Consider the following 24348-nt stretch of genomic DNA (forward strand, 5'->3'; position numbering starts at 1 on the left):
ACGGACGTCAGGACTGCTCCTGTGCGCATGGCTTGGCTCCCAGGGGTGGTTTCCACCCGGTCGTGCCGGCTTGACCGACTGCGGTCCGTCGCACCTTGAGCCTAGCGTCGAGGCCGGCCCGGATCAGGGCGATCACCGTCTCGGCGGTGTGGTCGAGGTGCGTGCGCCCGTCGGGCAGCGTGGCGGCCGGGCTGATGTAGCTGCGCTCGCCGATGTGGGTGGCCGGGTCGAGCCGGTGCACGCTCACCTTGCCCGCGCGTTCGGCCCGGTTCCACGGCCCTCGGGGGAACACCCGCCACCGCTGCGGGAAGATCCAGGCGCCGAGGCGCTCGATCCAGTCGGCGTCGCTGGTGAGGCGGTGGACGTGCCGCGCGTGGGTGAGGTCGTTGGCGCCGTTGTGGAACCCGCCGAGGTTGACGAGCTCGAGCGGGCACCGCAGCTGCGTCCACAGCTCCTCGACCGCGCCCGTGGCGACCTGGGCACCGCCGCTGTAGCTGAGCAGCACCACCGGGATACCGCTCCCCCGCCGGTAGCCCGCCAGCCGCAGCTGCGTGGCGATCTGCGCGCCGACGGCCCGGTTGTAGAGCGGACGGTACCGGTGGTCGGCGGCGATGAAGATCTGCATCACGTTGTGCAGGAACAGCAGCAGCCCGACGTGCCGGCGCAGCCAGATCCACACTGGACGCTCGGCCAGGGCATAGGCCAAGGGGGAGTACGGCTGCACCTGGCCGAGCACCCGCAGCTCCGGCGCGCCGGCGATGATGGCCTTGACCAACCGGCCGCCGTCGCGGGTGTCGCGGTAGTGGCGTTTGCCGATGCCGTCCAGATAGACGAGGTACGCCGCCGGCGGCGCGTCGGGCTCCGCGCCTCTCGCGTGGGGGACGCGGGTGCGGAGCGCGCCGGTGGGGGCGCGCCAGCCGGCGGCGTAGGCCAGTACCTCGTGCCGGGCGAGCAGGGCCTCGGCCAGCAGGACCGGCCCGAGCACGCAGAGCAGCAGCAGGAGCGTCAGGCCGGCCATCGCAGCGCCTCCCGGGCCGGTGCCGTGTTGAGCCAGGCCGCGATTCGGCGGACCACTTCGACGGTGACGCCGAGCCCGACTCCCGCGACGGCCACGCAGCCCGCGGCGGTCCACCACCCCAGGCCGGTCAGTGGCGCGAGTGCGGTGGTCAGGCCGGCGCCCACGCCGATGAACAGCGCCAGGTGCAGGAACGGCCCGAGCAACGGGAACGCGAGCACCGCGGCGAGCAGCAGCGGGGCGACGAGGCCGGGTTCCCAGGCCAACGGTTCCTGGCCTGCGGTTGGCTGGATCAGCATGGCCACGGCCCAGGCCGACAGCGGCCACAGCGCGAACACCGCCGCTTCGACGACCGCGCCGGCGCTGATCAGCCCGACCGCCCGGGTGCGGGACACGCCGGAGCGCGCCGCGACCACGGGCAGGACGCGCCCGACGGCCTCGGACAGCCCGGCGAGCAGGAGGAGGACGACGACGAGGGGTGACATGGCTCAGCCCCACACCGACTCGAGCTCGTCGGCCGCGCGCTCAAAGCCGCCCGCCGCGCGCTGAGCCGCCCGCAGCTGGTCGGCGGCCGCCCGGAACCGGGGCTCGTAGAGCAGGCGCTGCGCGAGCTCGCGTACGACCAGCACCTCGACGTCCTCGGTCCGGATCGTCAGGCCGCCGCCGAGCTCGACGACGCGGGCCGCCACCAGCGGCTGGTCGGCGCCCTGCGGGACGACCAGCATCGGGACCCCGGCGTGCATGGCCTCGTTGACGCTGTTCATGCCGCCGTGGGTGACGAACAGCGACGCGCGTTCCAGCACCTCCAACTGCGGCACGGAGCGGCGGGCCAGCACGTTGGCCGGCAGCGGGCCGAGCGCGGCGGGATCGGTCTGCCCGGTGGCGACGACCACGGTGCCGGCCAGGGGCGACAGGGCGCTGGCGAGAGCGCGCAGCAGGCGCGGCTCGGCGTTGAACACCGTGCCGAGCGACGCGTACACCACCGGCTCCTTGAGCTCGTCGATCGGGAACGAGGGATCGGCCGGGCGCGCGCCGATGCTCGGGCCGACGAACCGGAACGACGCGTCGAAGTTGTCGGCGCCGAGCTGGAACTCCCGCGACGTGTAGACCAGGTTGAGCGGCTCGGCGATGTTGCCCAGGTCGAGCAGCGGCAGGCCGCGCGCCGCGAAGCGCCGGTGCAGGTCCACTTGGGACCTGACGAAGGAGCGCAGCGTACGGGGACGGGCAACCGCGGCGGCCAGCAGCTCCCACGAGCCGCGGGTGGGGCTCGGCACCTGCCGGTTGAACGCGAACGTGGTGAACGAGGCCACCGCGGGCACGCCGAGCTCGCGGGCGGCGACCGCGCCCCACAGGCACGCCGCGTCGTGGACGATCAGGTCGGGCCGGGTGCGGCGCAGGTCGGCCAGCACCGTGGGCAGCACCGCGACGGCGGTCTGCGCCAAACCCGCCAGCAACGTGGCCGGCGTCGGTGGGTCGGGAAGCGGCTGGTCGCCGCCGGGGTAGAGGCACAGGGTCGCGCCGGCGGCCGTGACCTCCGCGCCGAAGGCGGGCGAGGTGTGGTACGTGACGGAGTGTCCACGTCGGACCAGCTCGGCCACGACGGGCAGCGTCGGGTTGACCCGACCGTGCATGGGGATGTTGACGAACGCGATGGTGCTCACCGAACCACCTCTTTCGCTGGACTGTCCGTGCGGTACAGGCCGGGACCGCTGACCCGCAGCCGGTCCAGGAACCGTCCGGCCGTGGCGGCCGCGGTGTCGATCAGCCGCTGCGACTGGTCGAAGTCCCACGGCGCGGGCCAGGCGTCGACCCCGGTCGGCAGCACGACGGTCGGGATCTGTGCGGCCACCTCGAGCAGGTCGCGCTCGATCTGGTGGCGGATCATCAGCAGGCCGGCGCGGGCGGCGATCGCGTCCGCCCGGCGGCGCGGGGCGATGTGCGGCAGCGGGCCGCTCTCCGGACCGGTCGACAGCACCACCACGCTGGCCGCGCCGGCCTGGCGGGCGGCGCGCACCGGGACGTACGCCGTCACGCCGCCGTCGACCAGGATCCGGCCCTCGCGGGTGACCGGCGGCAGCACGCCCGGGATGGCGGTGCTGGCCAGCAGCGCGGACTCGAGGTCACCTCGGTCGAGCAGCGCCTGCTCGCCGGTGACCAGGTCCATCGCGACCGCCGTGAAGCGGACCCGCAGCCGCTCGATCCGCGCAGGCAGGGCCGCCCGGGCGATCAGCCGGCGCAGGCCGCGGTCGGCGAAGACGCTGGCCCGCGAGGGCGGGTAGCCGAACGGGAAGACCTCCCGGCGCCGCAGCCGGGTCCACACCTGCTCCAGCCATGGCGCGGCGCTGTCGGGGTGGGCGGCGGCGATCGCTCCGGTGAGCGCACCCACCGAGGTCCCGACGATCAGGTCCGGGACGAAACCGCGCTGCTCCAACGCGTGCCCGACGCCGACGTGCGCGGCGCCGAGCACGCCACCGCCGCCGAGGGCGACGGCCACGGGGCGGGGCAGGTCGTGCAGGCCCGCCGGCTCCGGTCCCATGCTCCGCCTCTCAGGTCATGTCGAGCTGGCTCAGGGCGCCCGCGGCGACGTTGGCCGCCAGGTGCTCGGCGTTGCCGGTGCCGGGGATGAGCAGCACGTTCGGGGAGTGCTGGAGCAGCCAGGCGAGGCCGACCTGGGCGGGGGTGGCACCCAGGTCGGCCGCCGTCTTCAGGACGCGCGGTTCCTCGGTCACCTTCGGCAGGCCGGGAGAGGCGCCGCCGAGGGGGTAGAAGGGCACCCACGCGATGCCCTCGGCCAGGCAGAGGTGCAGCAGGTCCTCGTGGTCGCGCTGCAGCAGGCTGTAGGAGTTCTGGACGGCCGCGATGCCGGCCGGGATCGCGCGCTTGAGCCCGTCGAGGTCGACGGCACTGAGCCCGATCGCCCCGATCGTGCCCTCGTCGCGCATCGCCACCAGCGCGGCGAGTTGGTCGTCGAGGTCGACCACCTGGCTGTCGTCGAGCGGCATCCGGGCGCCGACGTCGAACCGGCGCAGGTACACCACCGGCAGGTGGTCGACGCCAAGGCTGTGCAGGTTGTCCTGCACGCTGGCGCGCAGGTCGGCGGGCCGCTGGGCGGGACGCATCGGGAAACGACCGCCCGGGTCGGGGTCCATGCCGACCTTGGTCGCGACGACGACGCTGTCGGCGGGCCGCAGCGCGTCGCGGACGAGCCCGTTGACGAAGCCGGCGGCGTAGACGTGGGCGGTGTCGACGTGGTCGACGCCGAGCTCGAAGGCACGGCGCAACAACGCGACGGCGGCGGGGCGATCGTCGCGCAGGCGGGCGAGCTGCATGGCTCCGTACCCGATGCGGGAGACGTCGTGGGCGGCGAGGCGGCCGATGCCGCCGGGGCGGTTCTTCATTGTGTGCTCCTGGTCAACTGATGGCGTCGATGGCCGCGTCGTCGATGGCGGCCGGCGCGCCGAGCGCGGCGCGGACGAGGTGGGCCTGGTAGGCGGCGACGAGCTGGTCGGCGAGCCGTTCGGCCCGCGGGCCGGCGTCGGACGGTGCGAGGTCCTTCGTCGTGACGAGCCACTGCGCGCAGCTGTCCCGGAACAGACCCCGAATCCGGTCGATCATCGCCACCACGACGTCGTGTATGGCGGGATCGGTGGTGGCCTCACCCCAGGCCTGGAGGGCGACGCGCGCGTCGTCGCGCTCGGTCGCGGCGGCGAGGTGGGCGATCACCTGCGCGGGGCTCGGCGGCCGGGTGCCGGTGGCGTACGCGGCCAGGATCGCGGCCCGGCGATCCATCACGTCCTGGACGACAGCGAGGACGATCTCGGCCTTGCTGCTGTAGTGCGCGTAGATCGAGCCGGCGGACAGCCCGGACTCCGCGGTGATGTCGGCGACGGAGGTGCGCTCCATGCCGTTGCGCACGAAACACCGCCGAGCGGCCTCGACGATCTGGTCGCGCCGCAACCGACTACGCGCCTCGGTCAACTTGGGCACGGCGACCTCCTCAACCAAACAGAACGACCCCTCCGTTAGCGAGCATACAAACAGAAGGGCCATCTTGTTTAGTGGTGGTGGTCACACCTGGGGTCGAGTCCCGTCCAAGCGTGGCAAGGTAGAGCGTCGAATATGCTGTTGGTGCTATATTGGTTAGGTGCTGATCGACTGGTCGAGTGAGTTCAACACGTGGCTTACCCAGCTTGAGGGCCGAGCGAGCGATGGGGACGCGCGGGCGCTAGCTCAACTCGATCTTGTCAACGCGCAACTGGAATACCTGCAGGATCTCAAAGAGCCGCCAACTGATGACACGCCGACATTGCGACGGGTCCGACAATCCGGCAAGTACCTCGTCTGGCGGATCTCGCACCCGTTCCGAGAAGGCATCGCGATACGCCTGATCGTCTGGTTCCCGCCCGACGCACCACCGATGATCGTCCTGTTTGCCAACGACAAGGCACAGATGGGCGACGTGTTCTACAGCAGCGTCGGCAGCCGCGCCGACCAGGTGATCGCGGCCTACCTCAGATTGACCGATGGAGGCGTCCGATGACTAGCCAGCCCACTGACCCTGAGGCCACCACGTTTGTTGGCACCGAAGCCACACAGGAACGAATCGCTCGCTTGCGATCACGACGTGGTGCAGCCGAGCGCGTCGACAGCATTCGCGTCGAGATGGCTGAAGCGGATAGGACCTATGCTGAGAACCTCGCTGCAGTGCGTAAGGCAGCGGATCTCACGCAGGTTGAGCTAGCAAGAGCCATGGGCGTTGCGCAGTCGGAGATCAGCCGCATCGAAAGCCGCCCGGACATGCTGCTATCCACGCTTGCCGGCTATCTGGCCGCGGCCGGCGACAATCCGAGGGTCGTCGTCACCATCGCCGGACACGACATCGAAATAAACCTCACGCCGTTAATTAGGCACTGACGATTGGCTACGCCTCCACGTCCGGAAGCACGCGGCCCGAGCGGGCCGGGACCGTGACGGGGTCGCCGGCGAGGGTGGCTTTCTGGTCCTCGGCGGTCCAGTTGACGGCGACCACGACCCGCGTGCCCGACGGCAGGGTGAGGACGCGGTGGATCAGACCCGGTGTCGGGTCGGACCAGGTGAGAATCCGCTGGTGTGTCGGTGCGAGCAGCGCGGTCAGAGTCGACCTCGTGCTCGCGTCGCGGGTCTGGGCATACGCGAGCGACGGGTACGTCGCGACCAGCACCGCGCCTCCCCGGCGCACGATTCCCGGCGTGCCGTCGTCGAAGGTGGCCAGCACGTCGCCGCCAGCTACCGTCAGGGTTTCCCGTTGCCAGGCACCCCTCAGCCCACCCACCTCGACCTCGGTGGCGATGTCGGCGTCGACCTGCCGGGCGCCGAACAGCTCGGCCAGGCCCGCGCCCGGCACCGAGGGGCGGCGCCAGCCGAGGTCGTCGTGTTCGCCGGGCGCCGCCTCGGACAGCAGCGTCCCACCACGGTGGACGAACGCCTTGAGCTTTGCCGCCAGCGGCGAGCCGGCCACCGACGGCATAGGCCAGTAGAGGGACTCGATGTGGTCGGGAACACCGGCGTCGGCGATGCGGTCCGCGTGCAGCACCTCGACCGGCAGGTCGGCGTCGAGCAGCAGGCGGTAGGCGCCCAGGACCGCGTCGCGGTACAGGTTCATTGTGCGGTCCGTCGCGAACGCGTGCAGGGCCGAGGCCCGTGACACCAGTAGGCCGATCGAGCCGGGGGCCGCGACCGCACCCTCCAGCGACCGCGTGGCCGCGGCGAACGCCGACGCCGCCGCGACCCGCGGGGTCAGTGAGCCGTCGGGTGTGCACAGGCCGTAGCCCGGCGACTCCGGGCCCAGCAGCTCCGGACGCCACTGCCAGAAGACTACGCCCGATGCTCCGGAGGCCAGGGCGTTCCACATCCACAGGGCGACCGTCGACGGGTCCGGGTGTGGTGTGCTGCGTGGGCCGTCCCGCCGGCCGCGGCCGCCCTGGAGCTCTGCCTGCCAGAACGGCTTGCCCACTGCCGCGCCGCGGGCCGTGTCGAGGTTGAAGAAGTGCTCGACGTGGTCGTCGCCCATCAGCCAGGTCGGGAAGCTCGACGTGCCGAAGATATCCACAGTGGAGGCCAGTGCGTACTCGTCCAGGGTGTGCGTCGCGAGTTGGCCCGTGAAGCCGCTCAGCGCCACGTGCGTCATCACCGGGTGCTCCGGATCGGCGGCTCGGACGACCGCGCACCGTCGGTCCAGCCACGAGGTCAAAGTGCGGAACCAGTGCCCACGCCAGTCCAGCATGTCGGGCACGGCCTCGAAGACGCGGGGCGGCTCCGCCTGGTCCCACGACGAGAACCGCCGCGCCCACGCCGCGTTCAGTGCGTCCAGTGAGCCGTAGCGCTCCCGCAGCCCGGCCACGAACGCCGCCACCGAGGCGTCGCAGTAGCAGTAGAGCCGGTCCGGGAAATACGACGCGGGTTCGAGGTGCGGCTCGTTCCACACGTCCCAGACCCGCAGCGCCGGATGGTCGCGATAGCGCTCGACCACGGCCGTGAGGAACGCCGACGCGGCGTCAGCGACCCCGGGGTTGTCGAAGCACAACCCCGGCCAGCCCCCGCCGGGCGTGTTCATCGCGGCCGTCAGTCGTACCACCCGCTGATCTTGATCTTGGTAATGCGCCGACGGGTGTGCTGCGGCGAGCCAGTAGGGCGCGTTCTCCAGGATCGTGTTGACGACCACCCCGAGGCCCGCCCGGTGAGCGAGGTCGAAGAGCGTGTCGAGGTCGTCGAAGTCAATCGCTCCCGGGGTCGGCTGCATCCACGACCAGCACGCCCACAGCTTGACGGTGTCGAATCCCGCCTCCCGCATCCGCCGCAGGTCCCGCTCCCAGTCGTCGCGGGGCGGGTTCGGTGGACGGTAGTACTGCGCTCCGACGATCATCCCTTCACCGCCCCGAAAGTGAGGCCCCGCACCAGGAAGCGCTGCGCGGCCAAGCCAAGAACAAAGACCGGGATCAGCGCGAGTACGGCCGCCGCCGAGCTGCCGCCCCAGTCCACCGACACCGTGCCGATGAAGCTCGCGACGCCGATCGGCACCGTCTGGGTGTCGCGGCCCGAGAGCACCAGCGCGAACAGGAACTCGTTCCAGGAGAACAGCAGGCACAGCACCGCGGTCGCGGCCAGGCCCGGCGCGGTCAGCGGCAGGGCCACGCGCCAGAACGCGCCGAACCGGCCCGAGCCGTCGACGAGCGCGGCCTCCTCCAGGTCCGGTGGCAGCTCCTCGAAGAACGACCGCATCATCCAGATGACGATCGGCAGGTTGAACGTGGTGTGCGCGGCGATCAGCGCGAAGTAGGTGCCCAGCAGGGAAGCGCGCTGGAAGATGACGTACATCGGCACGACGAGCGCGACCGCCGGCACCATGCGGGTGAACAGGATCCCGCCCGCCCACAGCTCGCGTCCGCGGATCGGCAGGCGGGCCAACGCGTACGCGGCCGGCACCCCGACCGCCAGCGACAGCGCGGTGCTGCCGAGCGCGACCAGCGTGCTGTTGACGAGGAACGACGAGAACTCCAGGTCGCCGAGCACCTTGGCGTAGTTGTCGAGCGTCGGCGTGAAGACGAGCTTCAAGGACGGGGTGAAGATGTCCGACGGCACCTTCAGGGAGTTGACGACCACGGCCGCGATCGGCACGAGGACGACGAGCAGGAACACGACGACGATGGCGTACGACGCGACCCTCCAGCGGTTCACAACGCCTCCCGCCTACGCAACAGTCTGATGTAGATGCCAGAGATGACCAGGACCGTGACGAGGATGAAGACGCTCAGCGCCATCGCGTACCCCATGTCGAAGTAGGAGAATCCCGTCCGGTAGGTGTAGAGCCCGATCGTCTCCGTCGACAGGCCCGGGCCGCCCTTGGTCAGGACGAAGACCGTGTCGAAGATGCGGTACGTGTCCATCGTGCGGAACAGCAGGATCAGCAGGATCTGCGGGACGATCGCGGGGATCACGATGCTGCGCAGGATGCGCAGGTGGCCGGCGCCGTCGACGCGGGCCGCCTCGAACTGTTCCTCGTTGATGGCGAGCATTCCGGCGTGCATGATCAAGACGACGAACGGGGTCCACTGCCAGACGTCGACCACGATCAGGGCCGGCAGTGCGAGACCCGACGAGCCGAACCAGCCGATCCCGCTGGGCAGCCCGACCGCGCCGCTGAACTGGGACACCAGGCCGAACTGCGGGTCGAGCAGGTAGCGCCAGAGCAGGGCGGTGACGACCGGTGCGATGATCATCGGGAGCAGGATCAGCGCGTTGGCCAGCTTTCGGCCGCGGGTCATCTCGAACAGCGCCGCCGCGACGACGAAGCCGAGGACGAGCTCGACGCCGATCGCACCGACCACGTAGATCACGGTGTTGACCAGGGCCCGGCCGACGACCGGGTCGTGCAGGAGGCGCGTGTAGTTGTCGAGGCCGACGAACGGCTTCGGCAGGTTGATCTCGGTGAGCTTCCAGGAGAAGAGCGAGAGGACCAGCGAGTACGCGAGCGGCAGGATGATCAGAATCGCCAGCACGACCAGCGACGGCGTGAGCATCCCGTACCCGAGTCCGCGTCCGGCCCGCCGGGGCCGGGCCCGAACCGGAGTCTCCACCGGTCCGGGCCGCGTCAGGGTTTCCACCCGAAGATCATCCTCCAAGAGCCGCGGAAACCGCCTCGTACATCACGTCGGCGGCCTGCTCGGGCGACTTCTTGCCCTGGATCGCCTCCTGCACAGCGAGCTCGATCTGGTCCTGCGCCTTGGGCCAGGAAGCCAGGCTGGGCTGGGGGTTCGAGGTCGTCAGGGCCTTGTTCATCGCGTCGAGGAACGGCAGCTTCGCCGCGACGTCGGGGTTGGTATAGAAGTCCTTGGTCGCGCCCGCGGTCGCCGCCGCCACGGCCACCTTCGCCTGCTGGGCGCCGCTGGTGTACCACTGCAGGAACGAGTACGCCGCGTCCTGGTTCTGCGACTTCGCGGCGATGCACCAGTTCCAGTAGATGAGCTCGCCGGCCGGCTTGTCGGCGGTGAACGCGAGCGGGACGTAGCCCCACTTGCCCGCGGTCGACGACTTGGCCGGGTCTTCCAGGGCCTGCAACGACGGCGTCGTACTGATGATCATTGCGGACTTGCCCTGCGCCGCCGCGGTCGACGCCTCGTCGACGTGGAAGTTGAGCACGCCGCTGGGCGCGCTCTTGGCGGCCTTGACGTAGAAGTCGACGGCCTTCGCGGCGGCCGCCTTGTCGAGGGTGTTCCGGCCGTCGGTGCCGTACCACCAGTTGCCCTGCGCGGTCAGCAACGAGCCCATCACGTCGGCGACCGCTCCACCGCGCTTGCCGGGCAGGGCGATGCCGGCCATTCCGTCCTTGCCGTTGAGCGCGGCCGCGTCGGTCGCCACCTCGTCGAGCGTCGTCGGCGGCTTGAGGTTGGCCTTCTCGAAGACATCCTTGCGGTACGCGAGGACGATCGTCGAGACGAAGTCCGGCAGGCAGTACTGCTTGCCGTCGTACTTGCCCTGTTCCAGGACGTTCGGCAGGAACGAGGCGGCGGAGAAGTCGGCCGGGTTGCGCTTGGCGTCGGCGAGCTTGTCGTCGATCGGGGCGAGATAGCCGGCCTTGGCGAACTCGCCGAACCAGCTCGGGTGCACGTAGAGGATGTCGTACCCGCCGGCGCCCTGCAGCGTCAGCGCCTGCTTGTCGTGCAGGTTCTCGTAGGGCAGCGCATCGATCTCGAGCTTGCCACCGGTCGCGGTCGACCATTGCGCGGCGGCGTCCTTCTGCCCGCTGGTCCACGGGTCTCCGGCCCAGCGCGACAGGACGAGCTTCGCGTCGGGGAACGTGCCCATGGGGCCGCCGGCGGTGGCCGGTGCGGCGTTCGGGTCACCCGAACCGCCGGAGCCGCCGTCGCCGCCTGAGTTGCACCCGGCCAGCGCGGTCGTGACGACCAGCGCTACCGCCCATCCGGACCATCGCTTTCGCCTTGCCATTATCCGAATCTCCTTCCGGGGCTGTGCGTTGTCAACAAGATCACCGGGTGGGTACGGCGCCGCCCCCGTTCGCGGCTGACGCGTAGCCCGCTTCGATGACCCGCAGGCATTCCAGACCGTCGTCGAGCGTCGGACCGAACGGCCGCAGGCCCTCGCGTACCCGGTGGATGTAGGAAGCGACTTCACGCTTGTAGTGATGGGTGTGCGGCGGCCACGAGCCGTAGTCGTGGGGTTCCGCCGCGTCGGGTTCGATGTGCGGTGTGGTCCAGCCCCGGTAGAGCGGGTCGTCGCCCGACCGGTAGACCTCGACGCGGGGGAACGGGTCGGTCGCCCGCATCACCAGCGTCCCTTCGGTGCCGTAGAGCTCCAGGTTGTTGCGCATCCCGATGTCGGCGGCCAGGCTCCAGACCGTGCCGATCTCACCGAGAGCACCGTTCTCGTAGCGGAGCAGTGCTACCGCGATGTCCTCGCCGTCGAGATCGGGCTTGTGCCGGTTGGCGGTGAACGCCGAGACCTCGGTGATGTCGTCGACCAGCCAGCGCAGCAGGTCGACGCCGTGCGAGCCCTCGTCGATCCAGGCGCCGCCACCACCGAGCGCCGGGTCGGACATCCACGCGGTCATGTCGGGCGGGCAGCCGATCTCGGCGATGCCCGCGAGGCCGATGAAGCTGCGGGTCAGCAGGATCCGGCCGAGCACACCCGAGTCGACGATCTTCTTCGCCCGGTCGGCCTCCTTGGAGAACCGGCTGACGAACGCGGCGGTCCCGTCGACGCCCGCCTGCCTGACGGCCGCGGCCATCCGCGTCGCGTCGGCGACGGAGGTGGCGATCGGCTTCTCGCAGAAGACGTGCTTGCCGGCCTCGGCCGCGGCGACCACCTGGTCGGCGTGTCTCGCGTTCTCGGAGTGCACCATCACGATGTCGACGTCGTCGCGGGTCATCAGGTCGCGCCAGTCGTCGACGAACGTGTCGACGCCGTGCCGCTGCGCGGCGGCCTTGCCGCGGTCTTTGTCGTCGTCGGAGATCGCGGTGATCTGGACGCCAGGGAGCTCACTGAGCGCCTTGGCCCGGAACTCCGCGTGTACGTGGGCCCAACTGACCATTCCGATCCGGATCATCGGACTGTCTCCTTCTGTCCACTGGTGACGGACCGATAGGCGGCGTCGACGACGGCGAGGACGTCGCGCCCGACCTGGCCGTCGCTGAGCGAGGGTGCTCCGGTCCTCAGGCAGTCGAGGAAGTGGCCGAGCATCGCGAGATGCCCGTCGGCGACGAGACCTTCGATGGGCATGGGGTACGACCAGCCTTTCGTGCCGGTGACCACCTGGAGCGGTTGGCGGTGGAGGTTGTCGACGAGGATCCGGCCGCGGGTGCCGTAGACCTCGAACCGCGAGTCCATCGCGCCGACCAGGCTCCAGCTGTCCTCACACTGGCCGATGACACCGTTGGCGAAGCGCAGGGTGAGCACCGCGGTGTCCTCGACGCCGGTGCGTCCGTTGTGGACGAAGGTGCCGGCTTCGGCGTACACACCGGTGATCGGCGCTCCGGCGAAGAAGCGGCAGAACTCGAGGCTGTGTACGGCCATGTCGAGGATGGCCCCGCCGCCCGACCGGGCGGGGTCGTAGAACCAGTCGGAGTGCGGCTCACCGATGCCCTCGCAGGCCTTGACCCGAAAGACGTCACCGATGCCGCCGGCGTCGACCACCTTCTTGGCCTCGTGCAGGGCAGGAATGAACGGCACGTTCTCGGCATAGAACAGCCGGGTGCCGGCCTGTCTTACGGCGGCAAGCATCCGGTCGGCCTCGTCGAGGTCGCGAGCGAGGGGCTTGATACAGATCGCGTGCTTCCCATGGGAAGCAGCGCTCTCGACCGCGAGCAGGTGCACGTCTGGGGGAGCGACGATGTCGAGCACGTCGGTGCCGGGATCAGCGGCGGCCTGCGCGATGTCGGTCAGCGCCCGGGCTCCGTAGGGTTCGGCGGCCCGCCGCGCGGACTCCTCGGTGGTAGCCACCACGCTGGTGATCTTCACGCCGGGAAGCCGAGCAAGCGCGGGCAGATGCATCTCCCGAGCCCAGAACCCCGCGCCGACGACGCTTACGCCGATAGTCACGGCTTGACCACCCGGCCCTCGTCCAGGGAGCGTTGGGCGCCGAGGACCAGGGCGAGGGCGTCGCGGGCCTGTTGCGGGGTGGCGGCTTGGGCACCGTCGACGGTGCCGTTGACGCGGTCGACGAAGTACTGCTGCTCTCCGCGGTAGCCGTAGTCCCACACCAGGTCCGGGAAACCCCAGCCCGTGCCTCCCTTGGCGAACGTGCGCATCGCCTGCGCCTGGACCAGGTCGACGGTGGCGCTGCCGCCGCTGCCGTACGCCTCCAGGGTGAAGTTGCCGTGTCCGGCCGTCCAGGTGACGTACATGCTGGTGACGACGCCGGTCTCGTGGGTGACCGTGACCGTCGCGTTGTCGGGGCTGTGGTGCCGCTTGGCCCCGTCGAGCACGTACGCGCCGCCGGCTGTGTAGATGCTCTCCGCCGGGCCGAACAGCCACTGCACCAGGTCGCCGAAGTGCACCAGGGTGTCGAGGATGACGCCGCCGCCCTGGGACGGGTCGTAGAACCAGTCGTTGGTGGGCTCCCAGCCGAAGACGGCGGCGCGCGACGCGATCGGGTCACCCAGGTCGCCGTCGACGATGCGTTGCTTGAGTTGGGGGAGTGGGGGCGTGAAGCGGAGCATGAAGCCGTGTTGGAGGATGCGGTCCGTGTTCCCCGCCGCTGCCACCACTCGGTCGGCGTCCTCGAGGGTGAGGCTGATCGGCTTCTGGCAGAAGACGTGCTTGCCGGCGGCCAGCGCGGCGATGGTCTGGTCGGCGTGTACCGCGTTGGGAGAGGCGAGCAGCACCGCGTCGACATCGTCGTCGGCCAGGACGGCCTCGAAGTCTTCGCGAGTGTCGAGGCCGTAGTCCTCGGCGTAGCTCTTGGCGGCCGCCTCGACCGGATCGGTGCAGGTGGTGAGCCGACCGCCCGCGACGTGGCGGTAGGCCTCGGCGTGCACACGGGCGATGCGGCCCGTGCCGACGACGGCGATCCGGACGGTCATGCCGCTGCCTCCGCCACGTTCTCGTCGAGCGGCAGCGTCACCCGGGCGCCGGTCTCGGCCGAGCGATACGCGCCCAGGATCATTTCAAGGGCTTTCAGGCCGTCGTACGCGGTCGGCAGCCCGTCGGGTTCCTCGCCGTTGACCCAGTCGCGGAAGGCGAGGAGCAGGTCGCGGTAGCAGGCCTCGTACCGCTCCTCGCCGACCAGGTCGAGGTAGCGCCGGCCGGTCCACGGCGGGTCGATTCCCTGGATCTCGGTCTGCGGGCTCTTCTGGTAGTGGAGCTCGATCTCGCCGCGGGTGCCGCTCAGCGAGGCGTGGTCGGGGGAGGAGAGCGGCCCGAAGTAGTCGGCGGCGTGCCACGTGCTCTCGACCGTCACGATGGCGCCACTGTCCAGTGTGTACGTGGCGATGCCGTAGTCCTCGACGCCGAGGTCCTTATAGGTCAGTGCGCCGACCTGGCCGGTCACGTTGACCGCGTCGGCGCCGAAGAACCAGCGGAAGAAGTCCGTGAAGTGCACGCCGTGGTCGAGGAAGCCGCCGCCACCGCCGCGCACGGGGTCCGCGTACCAACCCTGGGTCGTGGTCTTCGGTGAGTCGGTGATCGCGCCGACCGGGAAGCGGATGCTGTAGAAGCCCGAGACGAGGTCGCCGACCGCGCCGTCGCGCACCGCGTCGAGCACCTGGCGGTAGGCGGGGAGATAGCGCAGCAGGTACGCCATCATGACCTTGACCTGCTCGGACGCGTCGACGATGCGGCGGGCGTCGGCCATCGTCGTGGCGATGGGCTTGTCGAGCAGCACGGGCTTGCCGGCTTCGGCGGCCAGTTCGACGTGGTCGGCGTGGGCGGAGGTGTACGAGGTGACGATCACCGCGTCGACGTCGTCGCGGCGGATGAGGTCGGCGTAGTCGGCGGTCCAGACGCCGTCGGTGTAGTCGGCGGCGAACTCCTTCGCCAGGTCGGCGCGCTCGTCGGCGACGCCCACCAGCCGCATGCCCGGCAGGCCCTTGCGCAGGTAGTCGGCGAACGGATAGGCGTGGTAGTGGTTGTGCAGGCCGACGATGCCGATGCCCAGGTCAGACACAGATGTTCTCCCTTGCCACTGGCAGGTACGCAACCGGTTTACGCAACCGGTTGCGTTATCTTGGGCCTGCGCGTTGGATGGGCACAAGAGGTTACGAGAAGATTTCTGCTACCGACCTGCTACCGTTGCGCCGCAACAACGCAACCGGTTGCGTTGACCTTGGGGGTCGAACGGCGTGACAGCCGCGAAGAACGACAAGCTGACGATCCGCGACATCGCGGCCCTGGCCGGCGTCTCGGCCGGCACGGTCTCGAGAGCGATGAACGGCCAGCCCGGCGTCGGTGCCTCGACCCGCGCCCGGATCGCCGAGATCATCGCGGAACACGGCTTCCGCGTCGACCCGACGGCCCGCCAACTCTCCACCGGCCGCAGCCGCACGCTCGGCGTCCTCTTCCCGCTGCACGCGTCGGAGGTCGTCCTCCATCCCGTGTACCCGGCTTTACTCGGCGCTCTCGGTGACGCCGCCGAACGGGCCGGCTATGACCTGCTCCTGCTGACGATGTCGGGCCAGAAGTCGGCGCACGTGCTGGACACGGTCACCCGCCGGCGGGTCGACGGGGTGGTGCTGCCGGCGGCCGGCGCCCGGGACCCGATCATCAAGCAGTTGGTCGCTCTGGGTGCGCCGACGGTGCTGATCGGCCATCGCAGCACCCTGCCGGGGGTGGGTTGGGTCGACTGCACCCACGACGTGGCCGCGGCAGAGTTGACGCAGCTCATGCTCGACGCCGGGCGCCGGTCACTGGTGCTGCTCAACGGCCCGACCCACGTCTCGGCCTGCAAGCTACGGTCGGCGGGCTTCTGGTCGGCGATCAAGGCCGCAGGTGACATCAGCGCCCGGGAGACGTCGGTCCCGTTCGACACAGCGGCCGCGGCCGCCGCCGCCCTCGACCTGCTGCGCGGCGACAACCCGCCGGACGCGATCGTGTGCGCGTCGGACACCATCGCCGCCGGGGTGCTCGACGCCGCCCGGACGCTCGGGTTGTCGGTGCCGGACGACCTCGCGGTCAGCGGCTTCGACGACCGATCGTTCGCGGTGCACACGCACCCGGCCCTGACCACGGTACGGATGCCGCTGCACGACACAGGCCACGCGGCGGCCCACATGCTGTTCGCGATGCTCGGCGACGAGCCCCTGACCTCCCGCCGCATCATCCTGCCGACAGAGGTCGTCATCCGAGACTCGACGCCGCAGCCCTGACCGTACCCCGGTGTCTTGCTGGGCTTGGAGGTTGTGCTCCGCCGTTTCGGACCATGTGCGGCCAAAGTAGAACGACGCCTGTCGCTTCCTGGTGGCATCATGTGCCTGTGGTTGGGCGGTGATGTGACGGAGATCGGCGCGGTCGTGCGCCAGCATCGGCGCAGGCTCGGGCTGAGCCAGCAGGAGCTGGCGGACCAGAGCGGCCTCACCGTCCGCGGCCTGCGCAAGATCGAATCAGGTCGCAGCGGCGTGCCCAGGCCCATCACGGTGCGGCTGCTCGCCGACGCCTTCGGTCTCACCGGGGCCGACCGCGAAGAGTTCCTGGCGGCCGTACACGCGCCACCGCCGAAACCGAAACCAAAAGCGCCCGCCCAGCTGCCCGCCGACCTCGCCTTCACCGGGCGGGCGGCCGCACTGCGCCAACTCGACACCTTCCTCGACGACACCGGCCGCGGTGGCGCGGTGGGCGTCGCGGTGGTGTCCGGCACCGCAGGCGTGGGCAAGACCAGCCTCGCCGTGCACTGGGCGCACCGCGTCGCGGGCCGGTTCCCCGACGGCCAGCTCTACGTCAACCTGCGCGGCTTCGACGTCTCCGGCTCCGTGACGAACCCGGCCGACGCGCTCCGTGGTTTCCTCGACGCCCTGCGCGTGCAACCAGACCGGGTTCCCGAGGGCTTGAGCGAGCAATCGGCCCTGTTCCGCAGCGTCCTGGCCGGCAAGCGGGTCCTGATCGTGTTGGACAATGCCCGCGACGCCGAGCAGGTGCGGCCGTTGCTGCCCGGCACCGCCGGCTGCGTCGTCGTCGTGACCAGCCGCCGCCAGCTCACCAGCCTGGTCGCGGTGGAGGGCGCCCGGCCGCTCGAGCTCGACACGCTGCCCGCCGACGAGGCCAGACTGCTGCTGGCCAGCCGGCTTGGCGCCGACCGGATCAGCGCCGAGCCCGGGCCGGTCGACGACCTCGTCCAGCGCTGCGCCGGCCTGCCGCTCGCGCTGGTGGTGGTCGCCGCCCGGGCCGCCGTCGGCCCGCGGCCCTCGCTCGCCGCGCTGGCCGATGCCCTGCGCGATAGCCGGGACGCCCTCGACACGCTCGACGGCGGCGACGACGCGACCAACATCCGCGCCCTGTTCTCCTGCTCGTACGACGCCTTGAGCGAGCCCGCAGCCCGGTTGTTCCGGTCGCTCGGCCTGCACCCCGGCCCCGACGTCGGCGCCGAGGCGGCGGCGAGCATGGCCGGTCGGCCGCTCGCGGAGGTGCGGGGCCTGCTGGTCGAGCTGTCCCGCGCCCATCTCATCACCGAGCACGTCGCCGGCCGCTACAGCTTCCACGACCTGCTCCGCGGGTACGCCACCGAGCGGGCACACGCCGAAGACGACGACGCGCGCCGGCGGGAGGGCGCGCATCGGGTCCTCGACCACTACGTGCACACGGCGCGGGCCGCGGCCATGCTGATCAACCCGGGTCGCGACCCGATCACCATCCCGGCGCCGCTCCCCGGTGTGGTCGCCGAGCCGCTCGGGAAGCGGCAGGACGCGCTCACCTGGTTCGACAGCGAGAGCAGGGTGCTGGTCACGGCAACGACCCACGCCGCAGACACCGGTTTCGAGCGCCACGCTTGGCAGCTCGCCTGGGCCACGGCCGACTACTTCGAGAACCGCGGGCAGTGGCGTGACTGGGAGGTCACGCTGGAGACGGCGCTCGACTGCGCCACCACACTCGGCGACGCGTCCGCGCAGGCGTTCGCGCACCGCTTCCTGGCCCGCCTGGCGGCACAGCGACGCAGGTACGACGACGCCGTCGAGCACTGCCACCGCGCGCTGGACGGCTACCGGTCCGTCGACGACATCGCCGGCCTGGCCCACGCCAACTTCCTGCTCGGGTGGATCTCCGACCTGCGGGGCCAGGACGACGACGCCCAGCGGTACGTGGAAACCGCGCTCGCCCTCGCCCGTGAGTGCGGACACCGCATCCTGCAGGCCGTCGCCCTCAACGCCATCGGCTGGCTCCACGCCCAGCGGGGCGACCTGGCGACCGCGCTGGAGAGCTGCCAGGGCGCGCTCGCGGTCCAGGAGGAGATCGGCGACCAGGCGGGCGCCGCTGCGACCCTCGACAGCATCGGCTACATCTGTCACAGTCTGTCGCGCTACCCGGAGGCCATCGAGCATTTCCACCGATCCCTCGACGTGTACGAGGGCCTCGGCGACCGCTACGTGGAAACGATCGTGTTGACGCACCTGGGCGACACCCACCAGGCGGCCGGCAACACCGACGCGGCCCACGGCGCGTGGCGACGGGCGCTCGCGACACTCGAGGAGATCGACCACCCGGACGCGGCCGACGTCCGGGCGCGGCTAGACGGCCCGGCGGGCTGACCCGAAGTTCCGGTCTAGTTCCTGTTCCGGCCCTCGCGGCGGCAGCTCGCATTTGTGACCCTGATTGCACGGTCGCCGAGCGAGCGACGAACGGGGGAGGGCTCGACGAGAGCTCGGTCGCTGCTCGCCGCGGCTGCGGTGTCGGTCGTCATGGCCAGCGCTCCGGTGGCCATGACACCGGCGCCGGTTAGCGCCGGGCCAGGCCCGGTCCAAGGTGGACGGTAAACCGGGCCCACGCGCGGCCGGGCGATCTGACAACATCCCTCGGATGAAGAGGCTGCTGTCGCTGTTGGTCGTTGGCACGGTGATCGGAACGAGCGGATGCGGCGACGCCGCGACGGCGGTGTCGGCCCAGCCCGAGCAGTTCACCCAGGGCGGCGTCAGCATGGAGCCGACGGTCAAGTCCGGACAGGTCATCACCGCACGCCCGGTCGACGACGGCTACCGCCCAGCGCACGGCGACATCGTGCTGTTCCGCCCGAGCGGCGGCAAATGGGGTGACCGCGACACGACGTTCCTCAAGCGGGTCGTGGCGGTCGGCGGCGAGACCGTTGCCTGCTGCGACCCGGCCGGCAAGGTGACGGTCGACGGTGCGCCGCTGGACGAGCCGTACGTGACCGACGACGCGCCCCTCGACTCGCCGCCGAACCCGGACGTCTGCGACTCGCGCCGCTTCGGCCCGGTGGAGGTTCCGAAGGACGAGGTCTTCGTGCTGGGCGACAACCGCGCGGCCTCGAACGACTCGCGCTGTGCGGGGCCGGTGCCGGCGACCGCGGTGACGGCCGTCATGATCGACCAATGATCTCCATGGCCGGCGACCGCGCCCGGCGAGTGCGGCCGCTCGCCGCCGCCGTTGCCCTGGCGCTGCTCGTGCCCACGTCGGCGGCCGGATGTTCCCGGCTGTTCGGCTGCGCGCCCGCGGCACCCGACGACATCACGGTGTCGGACCTGGCGGGCGCCTACACCAGCTCCCAGGGCGGGCGGATCGAGCTGCGCGCGGACGGCACCTACCGCGCCAGCGACCTGCCAACGCTCGCGGACGGCTCCGCCGACGGCGAATGGACCCTTGACCTGGACTCGGAGACAACCGAGGACATGCGCCTCGACGACCTCCAAATGTGGATCTCCGGCGACCGCGAGAAGCCCTGGCTCTACCAGTTCGACGGCGATCCCGACAACTGCCGGCTGATCGAGTTCCACGGGGTCGACTGACCTACCCGCTACACCCATCGATGGCAGTGATCAAAAAGACATTCATGGGCGTGACCGAACCGGATGTCCGCGTACTAGCGTGCGTAGTGAACATCATCGATCGGGGAGGTCAGATGAACGTACGCGGGCGGACAACAGCCGCCGCAATCGGAGCGCTGATCACGACAGCCGTACTCGCGGTCAGTGGCACGGCGACCGCCGCCGCCGCACCGTCGTCGGCACCGGCGGGTATCACCCACGAGGAGAACCCCCGCGTCCCGGAGGGCGCAGTGTGGACGGAGGCCTACTTCCGATCCGCCGACCACAGCGGCGTCGAGCTCCACGCCGACGTCCTGCGACCGGCACATCTGTCGGCCCGCGCGAGGACGCCGGTGATCCTCGCCGTCGGTCCCTACTTCGGCCATGCCGGCCAGACGGGGCCGGAGGGGTGGTCCCAGACGGGCCCGTCCAGCCGGTTCGAGGACTTCACCAGCGGTACGAACCTCTTCGCCCGTGGCTACACGTACGTCATGGTCGATCTGCGCGGTTTCGGTGGTAGCACCGGGTGCCTCGACTGGGTCGGCCCCGGCGAGCAGGCGGACGTGAAGGCCGCGATCCAGTGGTCGGCCAGCCAGCCGTGGTCGACGGGCAAGGTCGGCATGTACGGGAAGTCGTACGACGCGGTCACCGGGTTGGTGGGCAACAACCTGCGGCTCGACGCGCTGAAGGCCGTCGTGGCGCAGGAACCGGTGTGGAACATGTACAACTACCTGTTCAGCAACGGTGTCCCGCGGCCCAACGTGACCGGCACGCCCAACGCCTACAACGGCATCGCGACGATGGCGGCGCTGTCCGACGACACGGACCGCTACAAGGCCAATGCCGCGTACGAGGTGGCGCACCCCGAGTGCCTGAGCGACAACCTGACGAACAATAACAACCCCGACCTGGACTCGCGCTACTGGCGCGACCGCAACCTCGCGGCGGACGCCCGCGGCACGGACACGCCGCTCTTCGTCACGCAGGGCTTCATCGAGAACAACACGAAGCCCGAGGACATGGAGGACTACCTCGACAACCACCACGGCGTCGAGCGCGGTTGGCTGGGGCAGTGGGAGCACGTGCGCGGCAACGAGACCAACGGCGACGGGCAGTTGCTGCAGGGCCGGGCCGGGTTCTTCGACGAGGTCATGCGGTTCTACGACCGCTACCTCAAGGGCGTCAAGCCTGCGGTCAAGGATCCCGCGTACGCCATCGAGGACAACACCGGCGCCTGGCGCACCGAGTCGACGTGGCCGCCGCGCTCGTCGTCGGTCGAGGCCCGGCTGGAGGACGGCCAGTACGTGGACGACGGCATCGCCTCGACGCTGGCCCTGGCGTCCGACGACCAGCGGTGGGACATGGAGCACTATGTGGACCCGGCGCCGCTGGCCGCCCGTGGTGTCGCACCGTCGGTCGCGGCCGGTGACACGCACAGCTACTTCAGCTGGTCGACGCCGGTCACGTCCCGGGTCCGGATCACCGCGACGCCACGGCTCACGCTGAACGCCAGCGCGACGGGCAACGTCATGGTGCGGCTGTGGGACGTCGCCCCGGACGGCACCTCGGTGATGTTCGACGAGAACGTGGCGCTGATCGAGCGGGCGGGCAAGGTCGCGTTCGACCTGAAGTCGACCGACTGGACGTTCGAGGTGGGTCACCAGCTCGGGGTCCAGCTGGGAACGATCGGCAGCGGAAGCTGGCGGGACACCCCGAGCGGCAACACGATCGACGTGACCCGGGCCCGGCTGAGCCTGGACCTGCAGAACCCCCGCTTCGACGCCCCGACCCAGGGCGACCGATCGCCGTTCCTCGACACGTACCTGCGGCAGTTCACCCGCACCCTCACGGGCGTGGGCGCGGGCACGTTCTCGCTCGCGGCACGGCACTAGGCCGCTGGATGGCCGCCCCGCCGCCCGGGGCGGCCATCCGCCGTGAGGTTCGGACCCGGCGGGGTAAGAGTCAGGTGTGGCGGACCTGACGGTGCCCGAGTGACTCCTGTGGCTGTGACCTGGCTAACTATCGCTCATAATCGTGGAGCCTGTCTCGTCTCCAGTTGGTGAGCCCGACCAAAAGGAGGCGTCATGAAGATCTTCATCGCCGGAGCGTCCGGCGCCATCGGCAGTGAGCTCGTTCCGCAACTCGTCGCACGCGGTCACGAGGTCGTCGGCACCACCCGCTCGGTCGCCAAGACCGACGCCCTGCGGGCACTCGGGGCGGAGCCGGTCGTCGTCGACGCGCTGGACCCGGACGCCGTGGCCGACGCGGTGGCCCGGGCCGAGCCAGAGGTGATCGTCCACCAGCTCACGGCGCTGAGCGGGCCGGCGGACTTCAGGCACGCGAAGCGGACCTTCGAAGCCACGAACCGGCTGCGTACGGAAGGCACCGACCACCTGCTGGCCGCCGGCCGCGCTGTCGGCGTGCGTACCTTCGTCGCACAGAGCAACTCACTGTGGATGGAGCGGGCGGGCGCGCCGGTCGTCGACGAGGACGCCAGGCTGGAGCCCGCCCCGCCGGCCGACGCGGTGCCACTGGTCGCCGCACTGCGGCATCTGGAGGAGGCGGTGACGGGCATCGGCTGGGCCGACGGCATCGCCATCCGCTACGGCGGTTTCTACGGACCCGGCACCGACCTCAGCGCTGCGCCGGACGCCGTGCTGACCGACGGCGTACGCCGACGGAGGTTCCCGATCATCGGCAGCGGCGCCGGGGTGTGGTCGATGGTGCATATCAGCGACGCCGCGGCGGCGACGGTGGCGGCAATCGAACGCGGAAAGCCGGGCATCTACCACGTCGCCGACGACGAGCCGGCCGCGGTGCGCGAGTGGTTGCCCTACCTGGCCGACACGTTGGGCGCCAAGCCGCCGCGTCGGGTGCCGGCCTGGCTCGTCCGCATGCTGGCCGGCGACTTCGCCGTGGACATGATGACCCGGGCGCCCGGCATCTCGAGCGAGAAGGCCAAGCGCGAGCTGGGCTGGACGTTGCGGTTCCCGAGCTGGCGCACCGGTTTCGCTTCGGGGCTCTGAATGTCTACATCGGAGTTGTACGAGGAGCTGCGGCCGCGGGCGGTGGCCATCGCCTATCGCATGCTCGGCAGCGTGAGCGAGGCCGAGGACGTGGTGCAGGAGGCGTTCCTGCGCATGCACCAGACCCAGCGGCGGGACGAGCCGATCGCCTCGCCGCGGGCTTACGTCGCGACGTTGGTCACCCGGCTGTGCATCGACCAGCTGCGCTCGGCGCGGTCGCGCCGCGAACGGTACGTGGGCGAGTGGCTTCCGGAGCCGATGGTCACCGGGCCGTCGCCCGCGGACCGGGCCGAGACCGCCGACTCACTCTCGATGGCCTTCCTGGTCCTTCTGGAGAGCCTCTCACCCGCGCAGCGCGCCGCGTTTCTGCTCCGGGAGGTGTTCGACTACCCGTATCCGGAGGTCGCCGAGATCCTCGACGCCGACGTCGACAGCGCTCGGCACCTGGTCGCGCGGGCCCGTGCACACGTTCGCGAGGGTCGGCCGCGCTACTACTCCACCCGGCGGCAGCGCGAAGAGCTGGCCGAGCGGTTCTTCGCCGCGGCCGGTAACGGAGACCTGCCCGCGCTGGAGGCGCTGCTGGCAAAGGACGTCGCGCTGCACGGCGACGGCGGCGGCAAGGCTCCGGCGTTGGCGCAGCCGGTCAACGGCCGGGAGCGCGTCGCCAAGGCGCTGTCGGTCGGTCTGGCCGCGTTGCCGCGCCTCGGCGTACGGCTGGAACTGACCGAGATCAACGGCCAGCCCGGCGCACTCGCCTTCGACTCGGCGGACCGGCTCGTCGCCGTGATCAGCCTCGACATCGGCGCCGGCCAGATCCAGACGATCCACTCGGTCGTCAACCCGGACAAGCTACGCCACCTGGGCCAGGTCGGAGACGCGAAGGCGTTGGTCCGCGCCTCCCGCCGTCGCCGGTGACACACCCGGCCCTGGGGGTCGCTTCGGACCGAAGTCCGCACCGGTTGACGTATATCCGTCGCGGATATAGTTTGGGCTCATGGCGAGCAGCGGACCTCTGACTCCGGCGGTGCTGCACATCCTGCTCGCGCTCTCCGCCGAGGAGCGCCACGGCTACGGGATCATGAAGCAGGTCGAGTCCGACTCCGGGGGCAAGGTCAAGATGGGACCGGGCACGTTGTACGGGTCGATCCGGCGGATGTCGGACGCCGGGCTGATCTCCGAGAGCGACAAGAAGATCGACCCGAAGTTGGACGACGAGCGCCGCGTCTACTACCGGATCACCGCGCTCGGGCAGCAGACGCTCGCGGCGGAGCTCCAGCGCTATCGCCAGGTCGTCGCGGTCGCACGCGAGCGGCTGCCCAAGACAGCGGGGGCGTGAAACCGTGGACGGATACGC

The 24348-nt window shown here is 70.6% G+C and carries 24 protein-coding genes; 10 read left to right on the top strand and 14 right to left on the bottom strand.

The annotated features are described in order from the left end of the window. Positions 1 to 7: 7 nt before the first annotated feature. From CHC05_RS26750 to CHC05_RS26775, 6 genes are read right to left on the bottom strand one after another with little or no spacing between them, the layout of a single operon-like run. A complete protein-coding gene (locus tag CHC05_RS26750; RefSeq protein ID WP_218824696.1) occupies positions 8 to 1018 on the bottom strand; it encodes a hypothetical protein in 1011 nt (336 codons plus the stop codon). Beyond that, the gene (locus CHC05_RS26755; protein ID WP_089253330.1) at positions 1006 to 1500 is read right to left on the bottom strand and encodes a hypothetical protein; all 495 of its coding nucleotides are present in this window, start codon (positions 1498 to 1500) and stop codon (positions 1006 to 1008) included. Before CHC05_RS26755 ends, CHC05_RS26750 begins: the two co-directional genes overlap by 13 nt. Positions 1501 to 1503: 3 nt before the next feature. After that, positions 1504 to 2676 carry a macrolide family glycosyltransferase gene (locus tag CHC05_RS26760; RefSeq protein ID WP_089253331.1) on the bottom strand — a complete coding sequence of 391 codons (1173 nt, stop codon included), beginning with the start codon at positions 2674 to 2676 and terminating at the stop codon, positions 1504 to 1506. Then, complete coding sequence (locus CHC05_RS26765; RefSeq protein ID WP_089253332.1) at positions 2673 to 3551, bottom strand: patatin-like phospholipase family protein; 879 nt, start codon at positions 3549 to 3551, stop codon at positions 2673 to 2675. Before CHC05_RS26765 ends, CHC05_RS26760 begins: the two co-directional genes overlap by 4 nt. 10 nt (positions 3552 to 3561) lie before the next feature. Next, positions 3562 to 4413, bottom strand: a complete 852-nt coding sequence (locus tag CHC05_RS26770) for an aldo/keto reductase (RefSeq protein ID WP_089253333.1) — start codon at positions 4411 to 4413, stop codon at positions 3562 to 3564. A 13-nt stretch (positions 4414 to 4426) separates the two neighbouring features. Continuing rightward, positions 4427 to 5002, bottom strand: coding sequence for a TetR/AcrR family transcriptional regulator (locus CHC05_RS26775; RefSeq protein WP_179266387.1), 576 nt, complete (start codon positions 5000 to 5002; stop codon positions 4427 to 4429). Positions 5003 to 5159: 157 nt separating this feature from the next. On the opposite strand from CHC05_RS26775, the gene CHC05_RS26780 reads away from it, so the two are divergent. Both CHC05_RS26780 and CHC05_RS26785 read left to right on the top strand, forming a co-directional pair. Continuing rightward, positions 5160 to 5555 (top strand): hypothetical protein, encoded by a 396-nt coding sequence (locus CHC05_RS26780; protein WP_089253335.1) that lies wholly within the window; start codon positions 5160 to 5162, stop codon positions 5553 to 5555. After that, positions 5552 to 5929 (top strand): helix-turn-helix domain-containing protein, encoded by a 378-nt coding sequence (locus CHC05_RS26785; RefSeq protein ID WP_089253336.1) that lies wholly within the window; start codon positions 5552 to 5554, stop codon positions 5927 to 5929. Before CHC05_RS26780 ends, CHC05_RS26785 begins: the two co-directional genes overlap by 4 nt. A 7-nt stretch (positions 5930 to 5936) precedes the next feature. On the opposite strand, the gene CHC05_RS26790 is transcribed toward CHC05_RS26785, so the two are convergent. Genes CHC05_RS26790 through CHC05_RS26825 form a run of 8 tightly spaced genes read right to left on the bottom strand, consistent with a single transcriptional unit; the run spans position 5937 to position 15170 of the window. Continuing rightward, on the bottom strand, positions 5937 to 7916 hold the full coding sequence (locus tag CHC05_RS26790; RefSeq protein ID WP_089253337.1) for a beta-galactosidase: 1980 nt from the start codon (positions 7914 to 7916) through the stop codon (positions 5937 to 5939). Continuing rightward, positions 7913 to 8728 (bottom strand): carbohydrate ABC transporter permease, encoded by an 816-nt coding sequence (locus CHC05_RS26795; RefSeq protein WP_089253338.1) that lies wholly within the window; start codon positions 8726 to 8728, stop codon positions 7913 to 7915. The genes CHC05_RS26790 and CHC05_RS26795 overlap by 4 nt, the downstream gene beginning before the upstream one ends. Further along, a complete protein-coding gene (locus CHC05_RS26800) occupies positions 8725 to 9654 on the bottom strand; it encodes a carbohydrate ABC transporter permease (RefSeq protein ID WP_144022787.1) in 930 nt (309 codons plus the stop codon). Before CHC05_RS26800 ends, CHC05_RS26795 begins: the two co-directional genes overlap by 4 nt. A gap of 7 nt (positions 9655 to 9661) precedes the next feature. Next, a complete protein-coding gene (locus CHC05_RS26805; protein WP_089253340.1) occupies positions 9662 to 10996 on the bottom strand; it encodes an extracellular solute-binding protein in 1335 nt (444 codons plus the stop codon). Positions 10997 to 11036: 40 nt separating this feature from the next. Then, positions 11037 to 12113: a Gfo/Idh/MocA family protein gene (locus CHC05_RS26810; protein ID WP_089253341.1), complete on the bottom strand. Its 1077-nt coding sequence runs from the start codon at positions 12111 to 12113 to the stop codon at positions 11037 to 11039. Next, positions 12110 to 13105, bottom strand: a complete 996-nt coding sequence (locus CHC05_RS26815) for a Gfo/Idh/MocA family protein (protein WP_089253342.1) — start codon at positions 13103 to 13105, stop codon at positions 12110 to 12112. The genes CHC05_RS26810 and CHC05_RS26815 overlap by 4 nt, the downstream gene beginning before the upstream one ends. After that, the gene (locus tag CHC05_RS26820; protein ID WP_089253343.1) at positions 13102 to 14088 is read right to left on the bottom strand and encodes a Gfo/Idh/MocA family protein; all 987 of its coding nucleotides are present in this window, start codon (positions 14086 to 14088) and stop codon (positions 13102 to 13104) included. The genes CHC05_RS26815 and CHC05_RS26820 overlap by 4 nt, the downstream gene beginning before the upstream one ends. Then, the gene (locus tag CHC05_RS26825; protein WP_179266388.1) at positions 14085 to 15170 is read right to left on the bottom strand and encodes a Gfo/Idh/MocA family protein; all 1086 of its coding nucleotides are present in this window, start codon (positions 15168 to 15170) and stop codon (positions 14085 to 14087) included. Before CHC05_RS26825 ends, CHC05_RS26820 begins: the two co-directional genes overlap by 4 nt. A 175-nt stretch (positions 15171 to 15345) precedes the next feature. Here CHC05_RS26825 and CHC05_RS26830 point away from each other — a divergent pair, with 175 nt between their 5' ends. From CHC05_RS26830 to CHC05_RS26865, 8 genes are all read left to right on the top strand, one after another. Further along, the gene (locus CHC05_RS26830; RefSeq protein WP_089253345.1) at positions 15346 to 16368 is read left to right on the top strand and encodes a LacI family DNA-binding transcriptional regulator; all 1023 of its coding nucleotides are present in this window, start codon (positions 15346 to 15348) and stop codon (positions 16366 to 16368) included. A 99-nt stretch (positions 16369 to 16467) separates the two neighbouring features. Beyond that, on the top strand, positions 16468 to 18738 hold the full coding sequence (locus CHC05_RS26835; protein ID WP_089253346.1) for an ATP-binding protein: 2271 nt from the start codon (positions 16468 to 16470) through the stop codon (positions 18736 to 18738). 268 nt (positions 18739 to 19006) lie between these two features. Then, positions 19007 to 19540: a signal peptidase I gene (gene lepB, locus CHC05_RS26840; protein ID WP_089253347.1), complete on the top strand. Its 534-nt coding sequence runs from the start codon at positions 19007 to 19009 to the stop codon at positions 19538 to 19540. Beyond that, positions 19537 to 19950 carry a hypothetical protein gene (locus CHC05_RS26845; RefSeq protein WP_089253348.1) on the top strand — a complete coding sequence of 138 codons (414 nt, stop codon included), beginning with the start codon at positions 19537 to 19539 and terminating at the stop codon, positions 19948 to 19950. The genes lepB and CHC05_RS26845 overlap by 4 nt, the downstream gene beginning before the upstream one ends. A gap of 113 nt (positions 19951 to 20063) precedes the next feature. Beyond that, the gene (locus tag CHC05_RS26850; protein WP_089253349.1) at positions 20064 to 21860 is read left to right on the top strand and encodes a CocE/NonD family hydrolase; all 1797 of its coding nucleotides are present in this window, start codon (positions 20064 to 20066) and stop codon (positions 21858 to 21860) included. Between the two features lie 192 nt (positions 21861 to 22052). Further along, positions 22053 to 22994 carry an NAD-dependent epimerase/dehydratase family protein gene (locus CHC05_RS26855; protein WP_089253350.1) on the top strand — a complete coding sequence of 314 codons (942 nt, stop codon included), beginning with the start codon at positions 22053 to 22055 and terminating at the stop codon, positions 22992 to 22994. After that, the gene (locus tag CHC05_RS26860) at positions 22995 to 23909 is read left to right on the top strand and encodes an RNA polymerase sigma-70 factor (RefSeq protein ID WP_089253351.1); all 915 of its coding nucleotides are present in this window, start codon (positions 22995 to 22997) and stop codon (positions 23907 to 23909) included. It begins immediately after the preceding gene. A 79-nt stretch (positions 23910 to 23988) separates the two neighbouring features. Next, complete coding sequence (locus CHC05_RS26865; protein ID WP_089253352.1) at positions 23989 to 24330, top strand: PadR family transcriptional regulator; 342 nt, start codon at positions 23989 to 23991, stop codon at positions 24328 to 24330. The last annotated feature ends 18 nt before the right edge of the window (positions 24331 to 24348 follow it).

Source organism: Asanoa hainanensis, assembly GCF_900188485.1.
Lineage (GTDB): Bacteria > Actinomycetota > Actinomycetes > Mycobacteriales > Micromonosporaceae > Asanoa > Asanoa hainanensis.

Bases quoted from the DNA above. Each gene is read 5' to 3' on its own strand.
- CHC05_RS26750 (WP_218824696.1), bottom strand. From the start codon at position 1,018: ATGGCCGGCCTGACGCTCCTGCTGCTGCTCTGCGTGCTCGGGCCGGTC.
- CHC05_RS26755 (WP_089253330.1), bottom strand. From the start codon at position 1,500: ATGTCACCCCTCGTCGTCGTCCTCCTCCTGCTCGCCGGGCTGTCCGAG.
- CHC05_RS26765 (WP_089253332.1), bottom strand. From the start codon at position 3,551: ATGGGACCGGAGCCGGCGGGCCTGCACGACCTGCCCCGCCCCGTGGCC.
- CHC05_RS26770 (WP_089253333.1), bottom strand. From the start codon at position 4,413: ATGAAGAACCGCCCCGGCGGCATCGGCCGCCTCGCCGCCCACGACGTC.
- CHC05_RS26785 (WP_089253336.1), top strand. From the start codon at position 5,552: ATGACTAGCCAGCCCACTGACCCTGAGGCCACCACGTTTGTTGGCACC.
- CHC05_RS26790 (WP_089253337.1), bottom strand. From the start codon at position 7,916: ATGATCGTCGGAGCGCAGTACTACCGTCCACCGAACCCGCCCCGCGAC.
- CHC05_RS26805 (WP_089253340.1), bottom strand. From the start codon at position 10,996: ATGGCAAGGCGAAAGCGATGGTCCGGATGGGCGGTAGCGCTGGTCGTC.
- CHC05_RS26810 (WP_089253341.1), bottom strand. From the start codon at position 12,113: ATGATCCGGATCGGAATGGTCAGTTGGGCCCACGTACACGCGGAGTTC.
- CHC05_RS26820 (WP_089253343.1), bottom strand. From the start codon at position 14,088: ATGACCGTCCGGATCGCCGTCGTCGGCACGGGCCGCATCGCCCGTGTG.
- CHC05_RS26835 (WP_089253346.1), top strand. From the start codon at position 16,468: ATGTGCCTGTGGTTGGGCGGTGATGTGACGGAGATCGGCGCGGTCGTG.
- lepB (WP_089253347.1), top strand. From the start codon at position 19,007: ATGAAGAGGCTGCTGTCGCTGTTGGTCGTTGGCACGGTGATCGGAACG.
- CHC05_RS26845 (WP_089253348.1), top strand. From the start codon at position 19,537: ATGATCTCCATGGCCGGCGACCGCGCCCGGCGAGTGCGGCCGCTCGCC.
- CHC05_RS26850 (WP_089253349.1), top strand. From the start codon at position 20,064: ATGAACGTACGCGGGCGGACAACAGCCGCCGCAATCGGAGCGCTGATC.
- CHC05_RS26855 (WP_089253350.1), top strand. From the start codon at position 22,053: ATGAAGATCTTCATCGCCGGAGCGTCCGGCGCCATCGGCAGTGAGCTC.
- CHC05_RS26860 (WP_089253351.1), top strand. From the start codon at position 22,995: ATGTCTACATCGGAGTTGTACGAGGAGCTGCGGCCGCGGGCGGTGGCC.
- CHC05_RS26865 (WP_089253352.1), top strand. From the start codon at position 23,989: ATGGCGAGCAGCGGACCTCTGACTCCGGCGGTGCTGCACATCCTGCTC.